The organism is Exiguobacterium sp. J17977, assembly GCF_018616375.1.
Classification (GTDB): domain Bacteria; phylum Bacillota; class Bacilli; order Exiguobacteriales; family Exiguobacteriaceae; genus Exiguobacterium; species Exiguobacterium mexicanum.
In genome coordinates, this window is record NZ_JAEQBB010000001.1 from 20,831 (window position 1) to 36,347 (window position 15,517).

The following is a 15,517-nucleotide window of genomic DNA, read 5'->3' on the forward strand; positions in this document are numbered from 1 at the left end:
ATAAAAAAATCGTGCAAAATGCGGACAGTTTTTGTATACTTCCTATCGTATGAATAAGAAGCGCCTCAAAACGCCACTCGCATACGAACAACTTTTTAATCAGAAAGGGGTTCTATCGATGGACCAAAAATTAAAATTATGGTTTACGGAGCACCAGACAGAAGATTACGGAATCACGTTCCGTGTAAACCACGTTTATGAGAGCGAACAAACGGAGTTTCAACGACTAGAAATGGTCGAAACGGACGAGTTCGGAACAATGTTGTTACTTGACGGAATGGTCATGACGACGGATAAGGACGAATTCGTCTATCACGAGATGGTGGCTCACGTCCCACTCTTTACGCACCCGAATCCGAAGCACGTGCTCGTAGTCGGCGGCGGAGACGGCGGCGTCATCCGTGAGATTATGAAACACCCATCAGTCGAAAAAGCAGTTCTCGTCGACATCGACGGGAAAGTCATTGAATATTCGAAGAAATACTTACCAAATATCGCAGGTGAACTCGACAACCCGCGCGTTGAGGTCATCGTCGGCGACGGCTTCATGCATATCGCCGAGTCTGAGAACGAGTACGATGTCATCATGGTCGACTCGACAGAACCGGTCGGCCCAGCGGCCAACTTGTTCACGAAAGGATTCTACGCTGGCATTTCGAGAGCGCTTAAAGAAGATGGCATCTTCGTCGCACAGACGGATAACCCGTGGTTCACGCCAGAGCTTATCCAAACGGTTCAACGTGACGTGAAAGAGATTTTCCCAATCACGAAGTTGTACACGGCGAACGTACCGACGTACCCGAGCGGCATGTGGACGTTCACAATCGGTTCGAAGCAGTACGACCCGGAAGCAGTCGCACCGGAGCGGTTCCACGACATCGAGACGAAGTACTACACGCCGAAGCTTCACAATGCGGCCTTCGTCCTTCCTAAATTCGTGGAGGACTTGACGAAATGATTAAACGTTTCGATGAAGCCTACTCGGGCAAAGTGTTTATCGCCAGTTTGCCGGAAGTCGCAGACGCGAAGACGGTCCTTTACGGCATGCCGATGGACTGGACGGTCAGCTTCCGTCCGGGATCGCGTTTCGGTCCGAACCGGATCCGTGAAGTCTCAATCGGTCTTGAAGAGTACAGCCCGTACTTAGATGGAGACTTGAGTGAAGCTGCCGTCTATGACGCCGGTGACATCCCACTTCCGTTCGGGAACGCCCAGAAGTCGCTCGACATGATTGAGTCATTCGTCAAGGACGTCATCCAAGCAGGCAAGTTCCCGCTCGGTATGGGTGGGGAACACCTCGTCACTTGGCCGGTCATCAAGGCGATGCATGATGCGTACGGCGACGATTTCGTCATTCTTCACTTCGATGCGCACACGGATCTCCGTGACGAATACGAGGGCGAGCCGTTGTCGCACTCGACACCGCTCAAAAAAGCGGCCAACTTGATTGGACCATCGAACTGTTACTCGTTCGGGATTCGTTCTGGGATGAAAGAAGAGTTCGACTGGGTCAAAGAAGTCGGCTATAACATGTATAAATATGAAGTGATCGAGCCGCTCAAACGCGTGTTGCCGACGCTCGCCGGGAAGAAAGTGTACGTCACGATCGACATCGACGTCCTCGACCCATCGGCAGCACCGGGAACGGGCACGCAAGAAATCGGCGGTATCACGACGAAGGAATTGCTTGAAGCGGTCCACGCTATCGCAAACTCCGACGTCGACGTCATCGGCGCCGACCTCGTCGAAGTGTCACCGGCGTACGACCAGTCGGACATGACGGCCATCGCCGCCGCGAAGATTCTCCGTGAGATGATGATCGGGTTCGTGAAGTAACGATGCCGAAAAAAGGTCAGCTCGAGATGGAGCTGAGTGCTCGCATCACCCAATGGGAGAAAGAGTATCTCGGACGCGGTTCCTTGACGTGTAAAGCAGACCTGCTCCGCGACTTGGCCATCGTGACGCTCCAAGGCGTCTTGACCCCGGCTGAGTACGAACTGGCCGCCAAGTCGGCCGGGCGCGAGCAATTGAAGAAATACCGCAACAATCTCGTCGAGTCGGGTCGTCCGCAACTCGAGGCCATCGTGCACGAGGTGCTCGGCCGGCGGCTCATCTCGCTCCACACGGACATCAGCACGAAGACGGGGGAACGCCTCATCGTCTTTCGCCTTGATTCCGCGTGGGACAGTGGGATTGACAAGCCGTGACGACGTTTTTACACTAGAAAGCAGATACGTGTCAGGATTGATGAAGCGAGCTTCGGAGCGCTTCCTCGTCGTCTTGACCCGGAGCTGAACGAATAATAAACCGACAGTTGTCGGCTAGACGGAGCGAACGCGTTCGAGCCGTCGGCATGCAGCGCACACCTTTCTTTGGTGTGCGCTTTTGTCGTCTAGGAGGAAATGTATGGAACTATTGACGTTTTTATTGACGAGCGCCCCGGTGCTCCTGTTCGTGACCGGTGTGATTGCTGCTCTCGGCAAATCAAATTTACGAATCCCGGAGTCGCTCAGCATCACGCTCAACTTGTATTTACTGCTCGCCATCGGGTTGAAAGGGGGAATCGGGCTCGCCTCGGTGTCGATGGACGAGTTGGCGCTCCCGCTAGCAGTGACGCTCGTCGTCGGCATCATCTTGCCGCTCATCGCTTTCGGGTTCGGCGCGCTGCTCAAGTTCACGTTCCCGGAGCGAATTTCCATGGCGGCCACGTTCGGATCGGTCTCACTCGTGACGTACGTCGCCGCGACGGCCCAGCTCGAACGTCTCGGCATCAGTTATGAGCCGTTCATGACGACGCTCGTCGTCGTGCTCGAGATTCCGGGTCTCGTCGTGGCGCTGCTCTTGTACAACCAGAGCCGCGTCCTCGGGATTACGGCGGCCCCGACCCAATCGTTCACGGTCATCCGTGACAGCCTGCTCTCCAAGAGTATTCTGCTCTTGTTGGCTGGTCTCGTCGTCGGAATCGTCACGCCGGATACATCGGCGCTCGAACCTTTCTTCATCGACTTGTTCCCAGGCGTGTTGCTGTTGTTCCTGCTCAGTCTGGGCGTCAAGGTCGGTCATCAGTTGAAGGCGGTACCATCCTATGGTCTCAAATTTTTGGTCATCGGCATGACGTTCCCACTCATTGGGGCCGTCATCGGCTACATTGCGGCCGGGATGGCCGGGCTATCGGACGGGGGGACGATCCTCTTCATGACGCTCGCCGCGAGCGGGTCGTATATCGCCGCCCCGGCCATGCTTCAGGCGTCGGTGCCCGAAGCGGAACCGTCGTTTTATTTGACGCTCGCCCTCGCTGTCACGTTCCCGTTCAATCTGCTCGTCGGCATTCCATTGTTCATTTCTATCGTCACCTGAAAACAGGCCTGGTCTCCATTCGAGACCAGGCCTGTTTTCATTGATTCACTTTTTGTTCTTCCATACATTTCAACGCTGCCGTCCAGCTGCCGAATAGGGCGTTGATGGTCGACGTGCTCGGCACGTTGCGCCCTTCGGCCCATTTCCGATAATGGAGGATGCTGAAGTGTGATAACTCTTGTTTAGCAACGCGGAGCGCCTCGATGACGTCCTCTTCATCCCATTTCCGCTTCGGCGGGGCGATATCGAGGACGAATAAGGCGTAGCTCCATGACCCGTACTTCCGGGCGATGGTTGCGACCGTCGGATAGCCGCGCTCTTGGGCCCAGATGGCGTAATGCTGAGATGTGAGACGTTCGAGTTCCTCGGACGCTTCAATCAACGCTTGGATAATTCGTTCTTCATTGTTTTTCGCCGCGGTCGTCTGAAGTTTGGCTTCCCGGAGCGCGTTTGACCAAGAGCCGAACCGGCTGCTGATTAACGTCAGCGACGGGGAACGTGTTACTTTCGACCACTCCCGATACGTTTGGCTCGTGAAGAGCGAAAGTTCCTCAGCGGCTTGATTCAATGCCTGAAGGATATCCTCATCTGAATAGTAATGGAACGACATTTGAATTTGGGCGGCGACGAGTGCTTCGCGCCAAGACCCGAACTGGTGGATAACGGTGGAAAGGGACGGTACGTTTTTGGTTTGCGACCAAACGCTGTACCGTTTTGAATCGAGCTCGGCATGTTCTTGAGCAGCTAACTGCAACGCTTGTACGATTTGAGGGCGTGTCCATTTTTTCATCTTGGTGTCTCTCCTTTGGAGGGAGACGCAGCGAGCGTCTCGGAAGGTCTCTTGGTGTGAATGAACAGCTTGTATTGGTTGAAGAGTCAACGAGCTAGTCAAAAAGAATGCTGTCGATCGATGTTTACCTCCTTATGCGATGTTTTAGACGAGATGCAAAATAATGTAAACGATACCCAATTCGGGTTATGTATATTCCCATTTCCCGTTTGTCCGACAATTATTCATTATGTGAAAGAAATCATGATAATAATTTCGTGAACTCCTTTGTTGCCATCCATGTCGTTAATGAGAAAAAGCTTGTTTTATCTTTAAATTTGTCGAGAAGAGTCGGGTAGTTTACTAGCATCGACGCATCTTTGCGCATTCCAACCCACACCACGAACGAACAACTCAGACTCTTGGAGGTGCGAACTACCATGGCAACACTTGTGAACGTGTATCGGAAGAACCAACGAAATTTGCTGTTCTTATGTCTCGACATCTTAATCGTCTCATTTGTCCTCTATGTGACGTTCGAATTGCTGTTCTCGACACTCACGTCGTACGCAGCGCTCGAATCGAACGAAATGTTGACGATGGTCGCCATCAAAATCATCAGCTTCAGTCTCGTCGGGACGGTGTTAAAAATCCATCGCATCGACTGGCGCTACGCCTCGGTCCATGAGATGAAACAAGTCGCCATCGCCTTATTGAGCAGTGACTTGGTGTTGTACGCCTACAACCAGTTCCACTTCGGGGCAGGGCTCGGCATGATGATCGCCGTCCAAGGGTTGCTCGCCTTCAACTTGATTTTATTCACGCGATTCTTGGCTCGTAACCACGTCTTCGATGTGTTCAAACCACACTCCAACCACCCCGGACGAAAAGCGCTCATCATCGGTGCCGGTGATTCGGGCCAGTTGATCGTCCGTGAGTTGAAAGAACATCGCACGACCGTCCTCTGCGTCGTCGGACTGCTCGATGACGATCCACATCTTCAATCGCTTTACGTGCACGGGGTGCCGGTGCTCGGGATGACGGACGATTTAGAGCGCATCATCCAAGAGCATGGGATTGAAGTCGTGATTTTGGCCATCCCGAGCCTGTCCTATGCGCGACGTCTGGCCTTGCTCAAACGGATTGAGAAGACGGGCGCAGAATCCCATGCGTTACCGATGATTTCGGAGCTCGCGACCGGAAAGGTGTCCATTAGTGAAATCCGTGAAGTGAAAATCGAGGACTTGCTCGGCCGAGAGCCGGTCCAGTTGGACATATCTGGAATATCTAGTCATGTGGAAGGCGCGACGATACTCGTCACAGGTGCCGGTGGATCGATCGGTTCGGAACTGTGCCGCCAGCTCATCAAATTCGCCCCGGCTGAAATGATTCTCCTCGGTCACGGCGAGAACAGTATTTATTTGATTGAACGAGAGTTGCGCGAACTCGGGATGGAGACGGTGCTTCATCCCGTCATCGGGGACGTGCAGGACGAGGCCCGGCTTGAAGAGGTGTTCCGGATGTATAAACCGGAGATCGTCTATCACGCCGCCGCACACAAACACGTTCCTCTCATGGAGGGCAACCCGCTCGAAGCCGTCAAAAACAATATTTACGGAACGAAACATATGGTCGACGTCGCGGCCCGGCATAAAGTAAATCGCTTCATCATGATTTCGACGGATAAGGCGGTCAACCCGACAAATGTGATGGGTTCGACGAAACGCATCGCCGAGATGGTTGTTCAAGAAAAGGCACGTGCCAGCGACACGATTTTCGCGGTCGTGCGTTTCGGGAACGTCCTCGGCAGCCGCGGCTCGGTCGTCCCGTTGTTTAAAGAACAGATTTTACGCGGGGGACCGGTCACCGTCACCGACGCCGAGATGACCCGTTACTTCATGACCATTCCGGAAGCGAGTCGCCTTGTCATTCAAGCGAGTGTCTTAGCGCGAGGCGGTGAAGTGTTCGTGCTCGATATGGGTGACCCGGTCAAAATCATCGATTTGGCGAAAAAGATGATCGAGTTGAGCGGCTTCACGACCGACCAAATCGGCATCGAGGTTACAGGGATTCGCCCCGGTGAGAAGTTGTACGAAGAACTGTTGGCTGAAAGTGAGCTCGGTCCGGAAGCGAACGTCTTCCCGAAAATCTTCGTCGGTCAGACCCGCCCGTTCAAAACCGTCTCCTCCGTCTTGCATCTGATTGAAACGTTTCGTGATGACCGTGACGCGTTGATGTATCTATTGCTGTTCATCGCCAACAGTGACGACCTCGACCGAGACATCGAACGGCTGTTCACACACGGAGTGAAACGGATGCGTCCTCATATCGCCGCGTCACGTCTCGCCGATGGGAACTGAACGCCACTATGAGCGAGGAGGGGAGAACGATGGTCGATCAAACAGTGCTCATCGTCGGCGTCGCCAGCTTTCAAGGGTTCCATCTGGCACGTCGACTGTTACAAGAAGGGTTTGATGTCGTCGGCATCGATGATGAGGGACGACACAAGACGAGAATCGCCAAACAACGTCTCTACGTCTTGACGCACCCGCAGTTTCACTTGATTCGCACAACACTCGCGAACAAGACGGTCATGCGCAGCATTTTGAATCGACATGAACCGCATCACATCATCTTATGTTCGACCCGTACCGTCGACGACCCGCTCGAACGTTATGAGCTGATGAAGCGATATATCGCACTGCATACGAAACGTGTCCCGCTCAAGTCGTTCATCACGTTTGACCTCCCGATACAGGAAGTGAACGAAGAAGGTCCCGCCATCCATCTCTTCACGGAAGACGTCTTCGGCCCTTGGGACGATGCCACGACACTCGTATCCAAAGCGATCGTCGCCGTCGACCGCGGGGTCCGTCTCTCCGGCTATTATGCGACGGATATCATCAACGTCTCCTATATCGACGACGTCGTCGAGTCGGTCGTTCGACTATTGCGTTTGGTTCAAACGGGGCTGTCACCCGTCGGTTACTTTCAAATCTCGGCCTCGGACTACGTGAACGTTCAAACGTTACTGTCCGATGTCGGCCATATCCTCAACAAGTCAGCCAAGACGTCGCTACCGATGCGGGCATCGGTGCTTCGCCAGTCGGACATCCCGACGCTCGATACGTTGATTGGCTTCAGCCCGAGCACATCGTTATTTGAAGCACTCGAGCAAGTCGTCGACTGGTATATCTCGTATAAAAACATGATGAAGGAGGGCATCAAATGAACATCTTATTATCGAAGCCGCATATGTCCGGACGTGAGATGGCTTATATCGAAGAGGCGTTCGCTAGCAATTGGATTGCACCGCTCGGCCCGAACGTCAATGCGTTTGAAGCGGAAGTGGCCGCTTACACGGACCATCCTCACGCCTTGGCGACAAGCTCGGGCACGGCTGCCCTCCATTTGGCGTTACTTACCCTCGGTGTCGGAATGAATGACACGGTCTTCTGTCAATCGCTCACGTTCGTGGCATCGGTCAACCCGATCCGTTATGTCGGGGCCATCCCGGTGTTTATCGACTCGGAAACGACGACGTGGAACATGTCACCGGACGCGCTCCGGAAAGCGTTCGTTCAAGCGGCGACGAAAGGGAAACTTCCGAAAGCGGTCATCGTCGTGCATCTCTACGGCGTCGTCGCAAAAATCGGCGAGATTCGCCACATCTGCCGCGAATACGGTGTCCCGTTGATTGAAGATGCGGCCGAATCACTCGGCTCGACATGGCACGGGCAGATGACGGGCACGATCGGTGACATCGGCTTCTATTCGTTCAACGGCAATAAAATCATTACGACGTCAGGCGGTGGCATGCTGATGGTGCCGAATGAAGAAACGAGACAGTTAGCGCTCAAATTGGCCACGCAAGCCCGGGAAGATGCCCCGCATTATGAGCATGAACAAGTCGGATATAACTATCGGTTGAGTAACGTCTCGGCCGGGATCGGCCGGGGCCAGCTCGAAGTGATCGAACAACGCGTCCAAGCGAGACGTCGCGTCTTCGCCCGTTACGAGCGCATGTTCCGGCAACTCGGGACGACGTATCAACAAGAAGTCCCGTATTCACGGGCCAATCGTTGGCTCACGGCCATGCAGCTGGATCAGACCGAGTTGCACCGTGACACGTTGATGGAGCGTCTCGCCACGGCCGGAATCGAGTCGCGTCCCGTCTGGAAGCCGATGCACTTACAACCCGTTTACCGCGATGCGGAATACGTGACGGTCGACGGGGACGATGTCAGTCGCCGCCTCTTCGAAAACGGCATCTGTCTTCCCTCGGGATCCGATTTGACGATTGGGGAACAACAGCAGGTCATCCAGACGGTACTCGATACACGTACGATCGTGACCGAACAAAGTGTCTGAGGAGGACGAACGATGAACCGGGAAGCAGAGATTATCCAGTCGCTTCGAGCCGCTGCATCTCTGACTCCGACCCTCACTGTCAAACAATATCAGCTCTGGAGCCGAGACCGAGACGTCCCGACGTTCCTCGACGTTCTCAATTTTTATGGGTCATGGACCGGTGCGTTGAAAGCGGCCGGTCTCGTCGAATCCCGCAAACAATATACCCAACAAGAACTCGTCGCAGCGCTTCGGCTCGCACTTGAACAAGAAGGGAGATTGACGAGCACCCACTATCAACAGTGGGCCAAAGGTCAAACCGCCCCTTCCCTAGGTGATATTATTTCCCATTTCGGGTCTTGGAGTCTGGCCGTGAAAACGGTCGAGCGTTTAGAAGAACTCCATTTTACGGTCCAACCAGAACGTGAAAAAGCAGAAATCGTCCAATCGTTACTCGAAGCAAGCCGGGTCGTGGTCCCATTCAACGCCGTCACGTATCAGAAATGGGCCAAACGACATAAACGACCGAGTGTCGCCAAAATATCGCGACGGTATGGATCTTGGAAACGGGCACTCGCCGAATTGGAGCTTCGTGAGTCGTGCAATGGGAAGAAGTGAACATGGAGGAGGAATCACGATGAACGGAGCATTTGTCATCTCGTTAGATTTTGAATTGAACTGCAACATCTTGGAGGGAGGGAAACGCCATGGGCCGACCAATCGTGTTGCTCATCGGGGAACATCGCACATCCGCCTACGTCTATCAGGCGATTCGTAATTTAGGGGTGACCCATGTGATTCAAGAAGACGGTCCGAGCGAACATCGACCCGAATCGATCAATCATTGGCTGACACACGCCTATGTCCGGTCGATGGCGCCCCTCATGCGCGTATCGAGCCGGGCACGGATTCGAGAACTGAAAGGACGCTATCCGTTGAACGATGAGCCGATTCCGTTCCATCACATCCTCCGGGTCACTTCCTTGAACGATACGAAGACGACGATGTGGCTCGACCGTCTCGACCCGCAACTCATCGTCACCCATGAGACGGGACCGATTGACCCGAGTGTCCTCGCCCGATTCGACTGTCCGGTGTTGACGGTCAAACCGTCAATCGCTGAAGGACAGATTGAGGCGTACTGGGCGTTCCGGGCCAAACCGGACGTCTGTGAGACACGAATCGAACAGTGGACCGAGCGGGGATGGTCCGTGGTCGACCGTGCCGTGCTCTATATCGGCGGGACGGATAACTTTGCCACGTACCCGTATTTGCAGCTCACGACGGCGCTTCCGCTCTTGAGACGGCACATCGAGCTGTTGTTAAAGGAAGACGTGTATGACCGCCGAACGGCGAAATAACGGCCAAAGCGCGATGCTTTGGCCGTTTCGTTTAGCTTTGGGTGATGCAGAAGTGTTGAATGGCATCGTTGTAGTAGACAGCCAGCCCTGGGGCGTACTTGTCATAAAATGCGGTGAAGCGCTCGTCCATGACGTACATCTGTCCGAGCCCGCTGAACATGTCGAGCGAGCAGTCATAGAACTGGTCGTTGATGAACGCGTGATTCGCCTGGACGGCCGCTTGGACACGCGGGTCTTCGACCGGGACACCGGCAGTGAACAAGTCGACGAGCGGCTTGACGAGATCGACTTGCTGTTGACTGAGGGCTTCCCAGTCTTCTTTCGTACGTTTGTCGGCGCGTGCACGTGACGTCTTGTACGCCTCGCTCTCACCCCAGCGCTCCACGACTTCGGACTCGTGTTTCGCTTCATGGGCTTTCAGTTCGTCGAACGACAGACCGTTGAACAATGATTTGTCTTCCATTGGAATTCCTCCTCTCAGTGAGGTGAGCGTCGATTCCGCCGTCTCGGCGAGTGTCGCGAAATAGGCGGCCTTCGCGCGCAACGCGGTCACTTGTTCTTCGAGGGCACGGGTCCGGTCGAACGGTTCGGCCTCGAGCAACGCCTGAATCGTCTCGAGCGGAAAGTCGAGCGAGCGATACAGCAGAATCGTCTGCAACCGCGCGGCGTCATGTGACGAGTAACGACGATATCCGTTGGCGTCACGCTCGGCAACAAGCAGACCGACCGCGTCATAGTGCCTGAGCGTCCGTGTGGTCGTGCCGGCGAGTGTGGCGAGCTGTTGAATCGTATACATGTCCTCACCTCCTTGGATTCAGCGTACACGTTGACGTCGCGTCAAGGTCAAGCTTCTTTTTCAAACAAGGAAAAACCATCCCGTTCGCCGATATAACGGAAGCCGAAGCGGGGATAATAGGCGTTTAAAAACGAGTTCGTGGCGACACAGTCGAGGCGAACCCGGTCTGACGTCGCTGCGAGCGCATAACGCATCAACTGTTCGCCGACTTGTTGGCCCTTCATACGGTCGTCGACGACGAGCCGATGTAAATAGACGGCACCCTGGGAATCGTCCCATAAATTCTCATCCCAAGCCGTCGGCGGAATCAAACTGACCGACCCGGTGATGGTTCCATTTGTTTCGTATACATACACGGTCCCGTTCGTGACGTCATGGGTCACGAAATCGGTCCGGCTCGGTTCTAAATATTTCACCCATTGCGTTTTTCCGGCTGCCTGAAACGCTTGGGCTTTTGTTAAAATCAGTTGATCGATCGCGGAAAGATCGGCCCGTGTGGCCAAACGGATCATATAAGTCGCCTCACTTTCATTTCATTTCAAATTCGTGTAGGGTACACGGTGAGTAAGCTGTTGAAACACTCTTTGTATTGATTTCGAATTTTTGTTAAGATAAACGTAGTGCATCGTGCAAACGATTGCGCTAATGCGATATAAAGACAACAGCACTGATATTAGTATATAGGATGCACAGTGAGTTTAGGGATAAGGGAGTATCATTGACACATGCAACTTTTACAACGTGACCAACACACAAAAGGTAAGTTACAAACAGAAACGAAGACACTGAAACGCAACTGGTGGAAAGAAGCCGTCGCGTATCAAATCTACCCGCGCAGCTTCTACGATGCGAACGGAGATGGAATCGGCGATATTCAAGGTATCATCGATAAGCTCGACTATTTGAAAGACCTCGGCGTTGACGTCATCTGGATTTGCCCGATGTATAAGTCGCCGAACGATGACAACGGCTATGACATTAGCGACTATCAGGACATCATGGATGAGTTCGGAACGATGGAAGACTTCGACCGTCTTTTACAAGAAGTCCATGCGCGTGGCATGAAGCTGTTGCTCGACCTCGTCGTCAACCATACGTCGGACGAACACCCATGGTTCATCGAATCGAAGAGCTCGAAAGACAACCCGAAACGCGACTGGTACATTTGGCGCGACGGAAAACCGGACGGCTCGAAGCCAAACAACTGGGAGTCCATTTTCGGCGGGTCGGCTTGGGAGTTCGATGAGACGACGGAGCAATATTTCTTGCACGTCTTCTCGAAGAAGCAGCCGGACCTCAACTGGGAGAATGCCGAGATGCGTCAGACGATCTATAATATGATCAACTGGTGGCTCGACAAAGGCATCGACGGCTTCCGTGTCGATGCGATCAGTCACATCCGCAAACACCCATCGTTCGGCGATTTGCCGAACCCGGAAGGTCTCGACTTCGTGCCATCGTTCGAGATGCACATGAACGTCGACGGGATTCACGGCTACTTGGAAGAACTTCGTGATGAGACGTTCAACAAGCACGACATCATGACGGTCGGTGAAGCGAACGGCGTGTCGCCTGACGACGCTCACCTGTGGGTCGGCGAGAAGGAAGGCAAGATGAACATGGTGTTCCAATTCGAACACATGGGTCTTTGGCGCGAAGACGCCGAGTCGAAACTCGACGTCGTCCATTTGAAGAACGTCCTCACGAAATGGCAAAAAGGCCTCGAGGAAGACGGCTGGAACGCCCTCTACGTCGAGAACCACGACCAGACACGGACCGTGTCGTCATGGGGCGATGACGAGCGCTATTGGAAAGAGAGCGCGAAATCGATTGCGATGATGTATTTCCTCATGCAAGGGACGCCATTCATCTATCAAGGTCAAGAGATCGGCATGACGAACGTGAAGTTCGACTCAATCGACCAGTACGACGATATTGCGACGCGCAACCGCTATTACATCGGTCTCGAACATGGTAAGAGCCATGAAGAGATGATGGACATCACGTGGAACTCGTCACGGGACAACACGCGCACACCGATGCAGTGGAGCGATGCGCCGAACGCGGGCTTCACGTTCGCTGAGACGCCTTGGTTCGGCATCAACCCGAACTACACGGACATCAACGTCGATGCCCAGCTCGAAGACGACGACTCGATTCTCAACTTCTATAAAGAAATGATTCGTCTTCGCAAGCAAGACGAGACGTTCGTCTATGGGACGTATGACATTGTCTTACCGGAGCACCCGGAGATTTACGCGTACACGCGCACGCTTGGTGACTCGCAATACCTCGTCATGACGAACTTGACGGGAGAGGAAGCGATTTTTGCGACGGAGCTCACGTTGCGCTCACAAGATGTGGTCTTGAAAAACATGCCGCTCGAGCCGCATGATGAAACGACACTCGTCCACTTGAAGCCGTTCGAGGGTCGCGTCTATAAAATGAGTTAATCCAAGACAGGGGCATTTCCCTGTCTTTTTTGCGTACAGGGAAATGACGAGAGAACACGAATTCATTAAAGAAGACGAGGAGGGATTGGCATGAGACTGTTATTGACGTCGGCAGGTATTAAAAATGAACGAATCAAACAAGCGTTGCTCGAGTTGTTAGGAAAACCGATCGAGGAGTGTACTGCCCTCTGTATCCCGACCGCAATTTACGCGTTGCCGGGCGGGACGAATCACGCCTGGAACTTTTTCAACGGGGATTTTTCGACGCCGATGTGTGAGTTAGAGTGGAAATCGGTCGGGGTCCTCGAGTTGTCAGCCCTTCCAAGCCTCGATGAAGCGGTTTGGAGACCGGCGTTCGATGAGGCGGATGTGCTGTTGGTCAACGGGGGCGACCCGCTGTTCTTGCATTATTGGATGAAGCAGTCGGGTGTCGCGCAGCTGTTGGCGGACTGGAAGGGTGTCTATGTCGGCTTGAGCGCCGGCAGTATGGTCATGACCCCGCGGATTGGCGAGGAGTTTGTCGGTTGGCAGGCCCCGGGTGAGCAGGGAGATGGGACGCTGGGCTATGTCGATTTCTCGATTTTCCCTCATCTCGATCACGAAATGTTGCCAGAAAACACGTCTGCGCATGCAACGGAATGGGCAAAGACGTTGGCTGATCCGAGCTATGCCATTGATGACGAAACGGCGATTCGAGTCGTCGATGGACGTGTCGATGTAATTTCAGAGGGGAAATGGCTAAAGTTTTAACGAAACGAGCGACCACGGATTCTCACATCGGTGGTCTTTTTTGCAATGCGTACTCTCTGCATCCGCATCTCGTAAAATTACTCGTAGCCGACGTGTGAAGCACACATGAACCGGGAAAGAAAATGTTAGCGATTCCGGACCGTTCGCGAGATATGGTACGATGGGACAGCGGAAAGGGGAATCACCATGGCAATTGAACCGAAACGCGTACGTGTGCGCCAGAAGACGACAATCAGTGAGATCGCGGAACCAATCGAGCTGCAAGCCGATGGGCTCTATTATGAATTGAAGACCGGCTTCATCATCACGTTCGACCAAGAACGAGAAGACGGCGTCGTCCCGACGACAATCAAATATACGACAGGCCGGCTCGCGCTCATCTGTAAAGGACCGATTGAGATGAATCATTCTTTTATCGAAGGGCGTCTGACGCAGAGCTTATATAAAAACCCATACATGTCGATGACGATGGCGACGACGACGGAGCGACTCGATGTCGCGGACGGCCGTTGCCGCTTCGTATACGAGTTATCGATGAATGAGGACGTGGCGGGCAGTTATGACGTCGACGTCACATGGACGTTTGAAGGAGGAGACGAAGGATGAATTTTGCAGAACGCGTGAAAAAAATTGAAGAAATGTTGAACGAAGATTGGTTCGAGATGCTCGAGACGAACGAGGACGAGTATGAAGAGTGGCGTGGCCGCCTCGAGGACCATGCTGAGCAGGTCATCGGGCACTACGACAACGAGACTGGCGTCGATATGGACTCGGTCGATAAACTGCTTCAGCTGAACGATGAGTTCCCGCTTCTCTATGGAGAAGACACGGTCCGATTGTACGTCGCGTTGATTGAGGCGCGGCCTGAGGACAAGTCGGTGTACGAACGCTATATCGATTATTTGGCGGCCATCGGTGACGCGACGCATGAGGAATTTTTACGCTTCCATACGCTCGTCGAGGCAGGCCGTTTAGACGAGGCACGTACGCTCGCCCCACAGATGCCAAAACGACTAGGATTAGAAGACTGACCCGCAATCGCTTGCGGGTTTTTTGCTAGCCGATTCTATGGAAAAGGCGACATCTCGTCTTTGGAACGTCTGTTTTCAACGTGAATCGGCTTCGTTATGATGAAAAGAGACCAATCAATTAGGGGGACGTCAGATGCTACAGCTCGTCAAAACAACGATGGCGCAACAAGCGCAAGTACTCGAATTTTTAAAAGAATGGCGCGAACTGGGCGAGACGATCGTCCCGAACGCGGTCGACCGCGATGCGTCTGACTTTGCGTCCTACGTCAAACAGATCCGTGATAAAGAGATACGGGTGAACAACGTCAGTTGGGTGCCGAGCACGACGTATTGGCTGACGAATGGGGACGAATTGCTCGGGGCGGCGAACATCCGTCACGAATTGAATGACAACTTGCTCAATTTCGGGGGCCACATCGGATACGGTATCAAGCCGAGTGCCCGCGGACGAGGTTTGGCGACGAAACAGCTCGAACTCGCGCTCGAGAAGGCAAAAGAACTCGGCATCGAGCGGGCGTTGATCACGTGTGACCGGACGAACGTGGCATCACGCCAAGTCATCTTGAATAACGGAGGAATACCGGACACGCCGTTCACGGCGGAAGGCGGGAAAATCGTCGAGCGGTTTTGGATTGAACTGAAAGGGTGAC

The 15,517-nt window shown here is 53.6% G+C and carries 17 protein-coding genes; 14 read left to right on the plus strand and 3 right to left on the minus strand.

The window, feature by feature from the left end:
• Positions 1–118: 118 nt before the first annotated feature.
• The 4 genes from speE (at position 119) to KNO58_RS00125 (ending at position 3,357) form a co-directional block, all read left to right on the plus strand.
• Positions 119–958, plus strand: a complete 840-nt coding sequence (gene speE / locus KNO58_RS00110) for a polyamine aminopropyltransferase (protein WP_214750980.1) — start codon at positions 119–121, stop codon at positions 956–958.
• Entirely contained in the window at positions 955–1,836 is an 882-nt protein-coding gene (speB, locus tag KNO58_RS00115) for an agmatinase (protein ID WP_214750982.1), read from the plus strand. The genes speE and speB overlap by 4 nt, the downstream gene beginning before the upstream one ends.
• 2 nt (positions 1,837–1,838) lie before the next feature.
• Complete coding sequence (locus tag KNO58_RS00120) at positions 1,839–2,207, plus strand: Na-translocating system protein MpsC family protein (RefSeq protein WP_214750984.1); 369 nt, start codon at positions 1,839–1,841, stop codon at positions 2,205–2,207.
• A 199-nt stretch (positions 2,208–2,406) separates the two neighbouring features.
• Positions 2,407–3,357 (plus strand): sodium-dependent bicarbonate transport family permease, encoded by a 951-nt coding sequence (locus KNO58_RS00125; RefSeq protein WP_214750985.1) that lies wholly within the window; start codon positions 2,407–2,409, stop codon positions 3,355–3,357.
• Positions 3,358–3,394: 37 nt separating this feature from the next.
• On the opposite strand, the gene KNO58_RS00130 is transcribed toward KNO58_RS00125, so the two are convergent.
• Positions 3,395–4,147, minus strand: a complete 753-nt coding sequence (locus tag KNO58_RS00130; RefSeq protein WP_214750987.1) for a homing endonuclease associated repeat-containing protein — start codon at positions 4,145–4,147, stop codon at positions 3,395–3,397.
• 419 nt (positions 4,148–4,566) lie between these two features.
• Here KNO58_RS00130 and KNO58_RS00135 point away from each other — a divergent pair, with 419 nt between their 5' ends.
• The 5 genes from KNO58_RS00135 (at position 4,567) to KNO58_RS00155 (ending at position 9,837) form a co-directional block, all read left to right on the plus strand.
• Positions 4,567–6,486 carry a polysaccharide biosynthesis protein gene (locus KNO58_RS00135; RefSeq protein ID WP_214750989.1) on the plus strand — a complete coding sequence of 640 codons (1,920 nt, stop codon included), beginning with the start codon at positions 4,567–4,569 and terminating at the stop codon, positions 6,484–6,486.
• 29 nt (positions 6,487–6,515) lie between these two features.
• Positions 6,516–7,358, plus strand: coding sequence for an NAD-dependent epimerase/dehydratase family protein (locus KNO58_RS00140; protein ID WP_214750991.1), 843 nt, complete (start codon positions 6,516–6,518; stop codon positions 7,356–7,358).
• On the plus strand, positions 7,355–8,497 hold the full coding sequence (locus tag KNO58_RS00145) for a DegT/DnrJ/EryC1/StrS family aminotransferase (protein ID WP_214750993.1): 1,143 nt from the start codon (positions 7,355–7,357) through the stop codon (positions 8,495–8,497). Before KNO58_RS00140 ends, KNO58_RS00145 begins: the two co-directional genes overlap by 4 nt.
• Positions 8,498–8,509: 12 nt before the next feature.
• The gene (locus tag KNO58_RS00150) at positions 8,510–9,094 is read left to right on the plus strand and encodes a hypothetical protein (RefSeq protein WP_214750995.1); all 585 of its coding nucleotides are present in this window, start codon (positions 8,510–8,512) and stop codon (positions 9,092–9,094) included.
• A gap of 89 nt (positions 9,095–9,183) precedes the next feature.
• A complete protein-coding gene (locus KNO58_RS00155; protein ID WP_214750997.1) occupies positions 9,184–9,837 on the plus strand; it encodes a hypothetical protein in 654 nt (217 codons plus the stop codon).
• Positions 9,838–9,868: 31 nt separating this feature from the next.
• Here the strand turns inward: KNO58_RS00155 and KNO58_RS00160 are convergent, their stop codons facing one another.
• Together KNO58_RS00160 and KNO58_RS00165 are read right to left on the minus strand one after the other, a co-directional pair.
• On the minus strand, positions 9,869–10,633 hold the full coding sequence (locus tag KNO58_RS00160) for a MerR family transcriptional regulator (protein WP_214750999.1): 765 nt from the start codon (positions 10,631–10,633) through the stop codon (positions 9,869–9,871).
• A gap of 47 nt (positions 10,634–10,680) precedes the next feature.
• Positions 10,681–11,145 carry a GNAT family N-acetyltransferase gene (locus tag KNO58_RS00165; protein ID WP_214751001.1) on the minus strand — a complete coding sequence of 155 codons (465 nt, stop codon included), beginning with the start codon at positions 11,143–11,145 and terminating at the stop codon, positions 10,681–10,683.
• Between the two features lie 213 nt (positions 11,146–11,358).
• Here KNO58_RS00165 and KNO58_RS00170 point away from each other — a divergent pair, with 213 nt between their 5' ends.
• The 5 genes from KNO58_RS00170 (at position 11,359) to KNO58_RS00190 (ending at position 15,516) form a co-directional block, all read left to right on the plus strand.
• Positions 11,359–13,086 carry a glycoside hydrolase family 13 protein gene (locus KNO58_RS00170; protein ID WP_285222542.1) on the plus strand — a complete coding sequence of 576 codons (1,728 nt, stop codon included), beginning with the start codon at positions 11,359–11,361 and terminating at the stop codon, positions 13,084–13,086.
• 90 nt (positions 13,087–13,176) lie between these two features.
• Entirely contained in the window at positions 13,177–13,836 is a 660-nt protein-coding gene (locus KNO58_RS00175; protein ID WP_214751004.1) for a Type 1 glutamine amidotransferase-like domain-containing protein, read from the plus strand.
• A 186-nt stretch (positions 13,837–14,022) separates the two neighbouring features.
• A complete protein-coding gene (locus KNO58_RS00180; RefSeq protein WP_214751007.1) occupies positions 14,023–14,442 on the plus strand; it encodes a YwiB family protein in 420 nt (139 codons plus the stop codon).
• Entirely contained in the window at positions 14,439–14,867 is a 429-nt protein-coding gene (locus KNO58_RS00185) for a hypothetical protein (protein ID WP_214751009.1), read from the plus strand. Before KNO58_RS00180 ends, KNO58_RS00185 begins: the two co-directional genes overlap by 4 nt.
• A gap of 133 nt (positions 14,868–15,000) precedes the next feature.
• Positions 15,001–15,516: a GNAT family N-acetyltransferase gene (locus KNO58_RS00190; RefSeq protein ID WP_214751012.1), complete on the plus strand. Its 516-nt coding sequence runs from the start codon at positions 15,001–15,003 to the stop codon at positions 15,514–15,516.
• The last annotated feature ends 1 nt before the right edge of the window (position 15,517 follow it).

Coding starts and splice junctions, on each gene's coding strand:
- speE (WP_214750980.1), top strand. CDS start 119: ATGGACCAAAAATTAAAATTATGGTTTACGGAGCACCAGACAGAAGAT.
- speB (WP_214750982.1), top strand. CDS start 955: ATGATTAAACGTTTCGATGAAGCCTACTCGGGCAAAGTGTTTATCGCC.
- KNO58_RS00120 (WP_214750984.1), top strand. CDS start 1,839: ATGCCGAAAAAAGGTCAGCTCGAGATGGAGCTGAGTGCTCGCATCACC.
- KNO58_RS00125 (WP_214750985.1), top strand. CDS start 2,407: ATGGAACTATTGACGTTTTTATTGACGAGCGCCCCGGTGCTCCTGTTC.
- KNO58_RS00130 (WP_214750987.1), bottom strand. CDS start 4,147: ATGAAAAAATGGACACGCCCTCAAATCGTACAAGCGTTGCAGTTAGCT.
- KNO58_RS00135 (WP_214750989.1), top strand. CDS start 4,567: ATGGCAACACTTGTGAACGTGTATCGGAAGAACCAACGAAATTTGCTG.
- KNO58_RS00140 (WP_214750991.1), top strand. CDS start 6,516: ATGGTCGATCAAACAGTGCTCATCGTCGGCGTCGCCAGCTTTCAAGGG.
- KNO58_RS00145 (WP_214750993.1), top strand. CDS start 7,355: ATGAACATCTTATTATCGAAGCCGCATATGTCCGGACGTGAGATGGCT.
- KNO58_RS00150 (WP_214750995.1), top strand. CDS start 8,510: ATGAACCGGGAAGCAGAGATTATCCAGTCGCTTCGAGCCGCTGCATCT.
- KNO58_RS00155 (WP_214750997.1), top strand. CDS start 9,184: ATGGGCCGACCAATCGTGTTGCTCATCGGGGAACATCGCACATCCGCC.
- KNO58_RS00160 (WP_214750999.1), bottom strand. CDS start 10,633: ATGTATACGATTCAACAGCTCGCCACACTCGCCGGCACGACCACACGG.
- KNO58_RS00165 (WP_214751001.1), bottom strand. CDS start 11,145: ATGATCCGTTTGGCCACACGGGCCGATCTTTCCGCGATCGATCAACTG.
- KNO58_RS00170 (WP_285222542.1), top strand. CDS start 11,359: ATGCAACTTTTACAACGTGACCAACACACAAAAGGTAAGTTACAAACA.
- KNO58_RS00175 (WP_214751004.1), top strand. CDS start 13,177: ATGAGACTGTTATTGACGTCGGCAGGTATTAAAAATGAACGAATCAAA.
- KNO58_RS00180 (WP_214751007.1), top strand. CDS start 14,023: ATGGCAATTGAACCGAAACGCGTACGTGTGCGCCAGAAGACGACAATC.
- KNO58_RS00185 (WP_214751009.1), top strand. CDS start 14,439: ATGAATTTTGCAGAACGCGTGAAAAAAATTGAAGAAATGTTGAACGAA.
- KNO58_RS00190 (WP_214751012.1), top strand. CDS start 15,001: ATGCTACAGCTCGTCAAAACAACGATGGCGCAACAAGCGCAAGTACTC.